This is a genomic window from Bartonella sp. AA16NXGY (assembly GCF_042197325.1).
GTDB lineage: Bacteria > Pseudomonadota > Alphaproteobacteria > Rhizobiales > Rhizobiaceae > Bartonella.
In genome coordinates, this window is record NZ_JBHIRR010000004.1 from 112,971 (window position 1) to 120,150 (window position 7,180).

The 7,180-nt window shown below is 42.5% G+C and carries 5 protein-coding genes and 1 pseudogene; 5 read left to right on the top strand and 1 reads right to left on the bottom strand.

The features are described from left to right. Together tolA and tolB are read left to right on the top strand one after the other, a co-directional pair. Complete coding sequence (gene tolA, locus ACFINK_RS03775; protein WP_375638278.1) at positions 1-1,617, top strand: cell envelope integrity protein TolA; 1,617 nt, start codon at positions 1-3, stop codon at positions 1,615-1,617. Positions 1,618-1,655: 38 nt separating this feature from the next. Then, positions 1,656-2,981 (top strand): Tol-Pal system beta propeller repeat protein TolB, encoded by a 1,326-nt coding sequence (gene tolB / locus ACFINK_RS03780; protein ID WP_375638279.1) that lies wholly within the window; start codon positions 1,656-1,658, stop codon positions 2,979-2,981. Between the two features lie 1,074 nt (positions 2,982-4,055). Here tolB and ACFINK_RS03785 read toward each other — a convergent pair. Beyond that, the gene (locus ACFINK_RS03785) at positions 4,056-4,802 is read right to left on the bottom strand and encodes a YebC/PmpR family DNA-binding transcriptional regulator (RefSeq protein ID WP_254492472.1); all 747 of its coding nucleotides are present in this window, start codon (positions 4,800-4,802) and stop codon (positions 4,056-4,058) included. Positions 4,803-5,170: 368 nt separating this feature from the next. On the opposite strand from ACFINK_RS03785, the gene ACFINK_RS03790 reads away from it, so the two are divergent. From ACFINK_RS03790 to ACFINK_RS03800, 3 genes and pseudogenes are all read left to right on the top strand, one after another. After that, complete coding sequence (locus tag ACFINK_RS03790; protein WP_375611764.1) at positions 5,171-5,866, top strand: DUF1013 domain-containing protein; 696 nt, start codon at positions 5,171-5,173, stop codon at positions 5,864-5,866. Between the two features lie 202 nt (positions 5,867-6,068). After that, positions 6,069-6,590, top strand: coding sequence for a peptidoglycan-associated lipoprotein Pal (gene pal / locus ACFINK_RS03795; RefSeq protein WP_375611765.1), 522 nt, complete (start codon positions 6,069-6,071; stop codon positions 6,588-6,590). A 52-nt stretch (positions 6,591-6,642) separates the two neighbouring features. Next, a pseudogene (locus tag ACFINK_RS03800) lies at positions 6,643-7,180 on the top strand (tol-pal system protein); the annotation flags it as partial.

Genomic DNA, 7,180 nt, shown 5'->3' on the forward strand with positions numbered 1-7,180 from the left:
ATGAACAAAGACTCCTATCATAGTATGAAACGAGGCTTGGCTTTATCCCTTGTGGTCCATGTCATTTTTCTCAGTTGGGGAGCCGTTCAGTTTACAAACTCTGTCTCTTTACCACAACCGTTGGAAGCAATTCCCATCACTCTTGCTCCTTTGGTGGACGAGTTTTCCTCTCAACAAGGAGCCGTGAGGGCTCCTATCCGTGCAATCCCTGCCGTCAAACCAACTATGCAGCCACAAGAGAAAGAAGATGCACGCCATATTGGAGAGGGACAAATAGATAGTCTTGCACCATTTCAACCAAAGGAAAAGCCGCGTCCCGTTGAAACAGCATCGCCACCATCAAGCGAGAACACGTCAGAAACATTTGCACCCGAACTTACAAAACCAGAATTATTAGAAGCAAAAACAGAGGATGCACCCAAGGTTGCGCCTGAGATGCCTTTGGAGGCACCACCGGAGGATGCGCCCAAGGCTGCACCTGAGATGCCTTTGGAGGCACCACCGGAGGATGCGCCCAAGGTTGCGCCTGAGATGCCTGTGAGAGTACCGGAAGATGAGCCTAAGGTTGCGCCTGAGATGCCTTTGGAGGCACCGGAGGATGCGCCCAAGGTTGCGCCTGAGATGCCTTTGGAGGCACCGGAGGATGCGCCCAAGGTTGCGCCTGAGATGCCTTTGGAGGCACCACCGGAGGGTGCGCCCAAGGCTGCACCTGAGATGCCTTTGGAGGCACTACCGGAGGATGCGCCCAAGGCTGCACCTGAGACGCCTTTGGAGGCACTACCGGAGGATGCGCCCAAGGTTGCGCCTGAGATGCCTTTGGAGGCACCACCGGAGGGTGCGCCCAAGGCTGCACCTGAGATGCCTTTGGAGGCACCGGAGGATGCGCCCAAGGTTGCACCTGAGATGCCTTTGAGAGTGCCGGAAGATGCCTCTAAGGTTGCGCTCAAGCCTGCGCACAAAAATGAAGAGATGATATCGCCAAAAGAATTGGCTCCAACGGTCCCAAAAGTACCAGCAGAGCAGATTGTTCATCAAGCGCCCAAAATTGTACTTCCAGAAAAATCTCTTCTTCCACAGTTTAAACCAAAGTTTGACGGAGAATTTCCAAAGAAGAATGAGGCTGCATTGAATCAAAAGACGCCAAAGCTTAACAAGAAAAACCAAGAGAAACAGACCATTGAAGATATTTTAGCTCTGGAGGAAAATAATTTGCTCAATCGTGCGCGGTCACAAGGAGGGGGAGCAAAACGTTCTCATATACCAGAAGCTTTGGGTGCAAGAAAAAATATTAATGATACCACAAAAATGGCACAAACATTGGTCAATATTGCGGGGGGATGTATTCAACAGAAGCTTAAACTTGTGGCGCTTGGCGGCGATTTAAAAAATCGTCCGGTCGTGCGGTTGCGATTTTATTTAGACCGTGAAGGGATGGTTGTGGGCGATCCTATCATTGATCCCGTAAGCGGCCTTGAGAGTCAACAAGCTATTATGATAAGGCAGGTGTATGCTGCTGTCTTTTCATGCCAACCTTATGCAGATCTCCCACGTGATCAATATGATCTATGGGGGCAAGGTTTTGACTTTAATGTTGATCCCCTCCAAGAAATAAGATGATAAACGAGAAAAAAGCGCTTAACGAAAGGACACATTCCATGATGACTATAACGAGACATAAAGTTTTTGCTTGGTTTATTGTCACTTGTGGGGTGTGGCTTTCAAGTATTTCATCGGGTTATGCGCAATTGAAAGGAACTATTTCGAGCGCTGATTTTAATCCCATTCCCATTGCAATTACAGACTTTATTTCCAATGATTCGATTGGGTTGAAAATATCTGCTGTGGTGACAGCCGATCTCGAACGGTCGGGGCTGTTTTTACCGCTTGATAAAGCAAATTTTTTTGAAAACATTTCTAATCCTAATAAACAACCACATTTTGCTTCTTGGCAGAAAATAAAAGCGCAAGGTTTAGTTACTGGGCAAGTCATGAGAGAAATCGATGGACGTTTGAGGGTCGATTTTCGTTTATGGGATGTGTTTGGACAAAGACAATTGAAAGGACGGCGTTTTTATACTGCGACAGAACGTTGGCGGCGTGTGGCACATATGATCGCAGATGAGATCTATAGTGAGATGACAGGAGAAAGTGGTTATTTTGATACACGAATTGTTTTTATCGATGAAACAGGTCCTCAAAATGCACGCATTAAACGTTTAGCAATGATGGATCAAGATGGAGCAAATTTGATTTATATGTCTGATGGAAGTGAATTGGTGCTTACACCGCGGTTTTCACCAAAAAGACAAGAATTGACCTATATGGCTTACGAGGACAATCAAGTACCTCATGTTTATCTCCAACAAATTGAAATGGGGCAAAGAGAGTTGATCGGAACGTTTAATAACATGACAATTGCTCCACGTTTTTCTTCTGATGGACAAAAAGTTATCATGAGTTTGTTACAAAATGATGGGAGTGCCAATCTTTACACTATGGATTTACGAACCCGTACGATGACGCGACTTACAACAACTTCTGCTATTGATACTTCTGCTTCTTATTCACCGGATGGAAAACAAATTGTCTTTTCTTCAGATCGTAGTGGAAAGCCGCAAATCTATAAAATGAATGCGGATGGGAGTGATATTCAGCGTATTTCTTCAAACGATGGGAGTTATTCAACACCTATTTGGTCTCCACGGGGTGACTATATCGCCTTTACAAAACAATTAAGCGGACAATTTTCTATCGGTGTTATGCGCCCTGATGGACAAGGAGAACGAATTTTAACCACAGGGTTTCACAATGAAGGACCAACGTGGGCCCCTAATGGTCGTGTGCTGATGTTCTTTCGCAAAAATCCCGGTATGGGACCAAAAATTTATACGATTGATATTACGGGTCGCAATGAACGTCAATTACCCACCCCCAATGATGCTTCAGATCCAGCATGGTCGCCTTTGCTCAATATACAATAAAACAAAATGCTTAAAAATAGAATATAGAAGGAATATAGTCTATACAGTCTCAAGTTTAAACAATCTCAATAGTTTTTAAATTATTTAAAAGAAGGAATTGATTATAGTGTGCATGGGGAGTTATGTAGGTTTCATCTATCATCTATGGTTGTTGATCGATAATGGAATTTCCTTGGGGGAAAATGCTTAAAAAAATTCAAAACAAGACCTTGAAAAAATAGAGCCGAAAATTCTAAGATCTCTAGAGTTCAACTTTTTATTCAAAGTGTCGCTATATATATTTTTTTAAACTTCCTCTTCGATTTTGTTTGTGAAGAGTCCTCTTGTCAGGGGGGGCTGTTGCTCTTTGATGTGTTTTATTCAAGTACGCGGTTGTTTTAGGTCTGAATATTGATTGATTGGTAAGAGCAAAAGGACAGATTTTTAAGATAAATGACGTTATTTTAGAAATATACGATGCCATAAAGTCAAAAATTTATCCGCAACGGATTAGAGAGATGTACCGGCTTTTTGTACAATACTTTGCTAAACAATCAGCTCTGGCTTTCCATTTGCTTATTTTTATTCTGTGATGTTGTAAAAACACTGTCCTTTGAAGTGTGGTGATATAGGGCGTATAAATAGGACGTATAAACCTCCTTGATATATTCTAAGTGTTTTTAAGTGCGTAGCGAATATTTAGGGGAGTGTATGTTTGTTGAGCCTTAAGTTTCAAGTGAATTTTATGAGTGATTCGTCATAGGAATACGTCAAGAAACCCCTAATTGTTTAGAGGCTAGATCATTTCATTACTTGAGAGCGGAGAGAGGAGGTTAATCTTAAAGAACAAAAAGATCAAATAGAGAGGAATATAGGGATAATCTTTGGGGCATGTAAGAAAGGCGTGAGGCTACAGAGTTTTGTATGCTTTCTTTTTGGGATTATGTTTTCTGAAATTAATTGCGGTTTTTTGTTGCACCAATGGCTTACCCCGCTATTGACGCGGGGCTTTTATATGTGCGGATAAAGAGGAGGGGTGACAGATGCTTTTGAAGCCCTCATGCATGAAGAGAAGGCTTATGCAAATGATGGGAATTATACAGACAATTTTGCCAAAATCTCATCACTGACATCAAAATTTGCATAAACATTTTGCACATCATCATCTTCTTCTAATGTTGAAATTAGTCGTAAAACAGACAAAGCTTTTTCTTCATCTATTGGTGCAAGGGTGGTGGCTTTCCAAATCGTTTTAATCGATTCTGCTTCACCAAGTTTTGCTTCAAGTGTTTTGGAAACTTCACCAATATCTTCAAATGCGCAGGTAATATGATGTCCGGTTTCTTCTGATTGCACATCTTCGGCACCGGCTTCAATTGCTGCATCCATGATGTTATCGGCTGTTCCTGCTTCTGGCTTATAGATTATTTCACCAATCCGATTAAACATGAAACTGACCGATCCTGTTTCCCCTAAGGCTCCTCCTGATTTTGTGAAGGCGGCGCGCACATTTGAAGCGGTGCGGTTGCGGTTATCAGTTAAAGCTTCAACAATGACGGCAACGCCGCCTGGTCCATAGCCCTCATAGCGTACTTCATCATAATTTTCGACATCGGCGCCTGACGCTTTTTTAATCGCGCGTTCAATATTATCTTTCGGCATCGATTGTGCTTTGGCATTTTGAACAGCCAGCCTTAAACGTGGGTTCATGGCTGGATCAGGAGCACCTTGTTTTGCTGCTACGGTAATTTCGCGCGCAAGCTTAGAAAATATTTTCGAGCGCATTGCATCTTGACGCCCTTTACGGTGCATAATATTCTTAAATTGTGAATGGCCTGCCATAGTTTTCCTTCCTATTTGAGGGCTTTTTTGCCAGTTGGATACTCCTTAGAATTTAAGGCGATAAAGCACGCATCCCACCAGAATAAATGTGCCACAGCATGAGGTGAAATAATCGAATAAACCCTTTATAAGAAAATTCATCTTAAAGGTAAAGACACCTTAGTTGAGGATCATTACAAGAGAGATCTCTTGTCGTTGAGCAAAAATAACGCTATAACAGAATGTAATCTCATAGCAAAATGGTTTATTCCATGCCGCACTTTGTTTTAGGAGTGGTTGGAGAGACCTAAACATATAAAAAAGTTCCAGTGCTCTTGAGTGGGCGGTAACCTGCCTCATAGAAGAGGCGCAGAAGAGGATTTATAAAAATGGCAACGCAACTTTTGATGCCCAAAGCAACAGCTGTTTGGTTGGTTGATAATACAGCTCTTTCTTTTGATCAGATTGCAGAATTTTGTAAATTGCATGTCTTGGAAGTAAAAGCTATTGCCGATGGTGATGCGGCTTATGGTATTAAAGGTTTAGATCCGATTAGTTCTGGGCAATTGACGCGCAGTGAAATTGCACGGGTGGAGGCTGATCAAAACGCACGATTGAAAATTTCTCAATCTAGGGTGCATATTCCTGAAAAAAAACGTAAAGGGGCGCGCTATATCCCTCTTTCTCGACGCCAAGATCGTCCCAATGGTATCCTATGGTTGGTGACGAACCATCCCGAGTTGAAAGATGCACAAATTGCACGGTTGATTGGGACAACAAAAGCGACAATTGAACAAATCCGCCTTAGAACCCATTGGAATAGTGCAAATTTGGTTCCTCTTGATCCTGTAGGGCTTGGTTTGTGTTCGCAAATCGATTTAGATTTTGAGCTCCAGCGTGCGGCGAAAAATCGCCCTGTTGCTGCAGAAGAAGATAGGTCGTTGCTTCCCGCTTCTGTGACGGAAAACGCTGCTCTAGAGGAAAATGAGAGTGAAGAAAATCTGCATAAGACTTTTGACGCTGATAAAGTTTTTGCAAAGCTGAACGCGCTGCAAAAAAATCGTCAAGATCAAGATGATGCATAAAAAGCCATGACGCATAAGGGAAACATTTCTTATGGAAATGTTAGAGGAATGGCTGAGGAGAAGAAAAATTGGCAGAGACTTAAAAGTAAAAATGAGGACGAAAAAACAGAAAAAATTTCTTCTTCATTAGGAATTAACGGTTATTCTTAAAAATATTTTTAAGAATTGACCCTTCTTTACGAAATTCAAGGAGAAACGGACTATGCGCTCTACCAAAAAAACCATCTCTCATTCCTTAGCTATCCTCTTTCTTTTCTCACTATGCCTGGGTGGGTGTGGCAAAAAAAATGTTGGTGCACTTAACGGTATGAATGGCGCTTATATGAATGATGCTGGTTTGAATCAGGTGTCACCAGGCTCAGGACAAGAATTTACGGTTAATGTGGGTGATCGCGTGTTTTTTGGTCTCGATTCTTCTTCACTTGATGCTGATGCTGAACGTATTTTAACGCGCCAAGCAGAATGGTTGCTTCATTATCCTTATTATTCTATTATGATCGAAGGTCATGCTGATGAGAGGGGAACACGTGAATATAACTTGGCACTTGGACAGCGCCGTGCTGTTGCTGTGCGAAACTATTTGGTGTCTCTTGGTGTGTCCGCACAACGGATTCAAACAATTTCTTACGGAAAAGAAAGACCTGTAGCAGTATGTGATGATATTTCCTGTTGGAATCAAAATCGACGTGCTGTGACAACGTTGAGTGACATGAATAATCATTAAAAAGAAGATTGTTTGTTTCAACTATTCAATAAGCTCTTAAGGGGAAAAAAGAATGTATCGTAAAATCAATTGGAAAACACTCTTTTATATGGGGGTTTTCATAGCTTGTTCTACTTCACTTGTTCAAAGTGCGGCACGAAAGGCTTCCGAATATCCTGCACATGATACGGATAAAGTTGATGCAGTTGATAAGGCAACTGATGACGTGAAGAAAGCACCTGATGCAGCCGATAAAGCAGCATCTGATGTGTTGGAAAAAGCCACTGACGCTGTTGATAAGGCTGTTGATGCTGTTAAAGAAGCGCCTGAAGCAGCCGATAAAGCAGCATCTGATGTGATAGAAAAAGCCACTGACGCTGTTGATAAGGCAACTGATGCAGTGAAGAAAGCACCTGAAGCAGCTGATAAAGCAGCATCTAGCGCGGTGGAAAAAGCCACTGACGCTGTTAATAAGGCTGTTGATGCAGTGAAGAAAGCGCCTGAAGCAGCCGATAAAGCAGCATCTGATGCGGCGGAAAAAGCCACTGACGCTGTTGATAAGGCTGTTGATGCTGTTAAAGAAGCGCCTGAAGCAGCCGATAAAGCAGCAT

Coding starts and splice junctions, on each gene's coding strand:
- tolA (WP_375638278.1), top strand. CDS start 1: ATGAACAAAGACTCCTATCATAGTATGAAACGAGGCTTGGCTTTATCC.
- tolB (WP_375638279.1), top strand. CDS start 1,656: ATGATGACTATAACGAGACATAAAGTTTTTGCTTGGTTTATTGTCACT.
- ACFINK_RS03785 (WP_254492472.1), bottom strand. CDS start 4,802: ATGGCAGGCCATTCACAATTTAAGAATATTATGCACCGTAAAGGGCGT.
- ACFINK_RS03790 (WP_375611764.1), top strand. CDS start 5,171: ATGGCAACGCAACTTTTGATGCCCAAAGCAACAGCTGTTTGGTTGGTT.
- pal (WP_375611765.1), top strand. CDS start 6,069: ATGCGCTCTACCAAAAAAACCATCTCTCATTCCTTAGCTATCCTCTTT.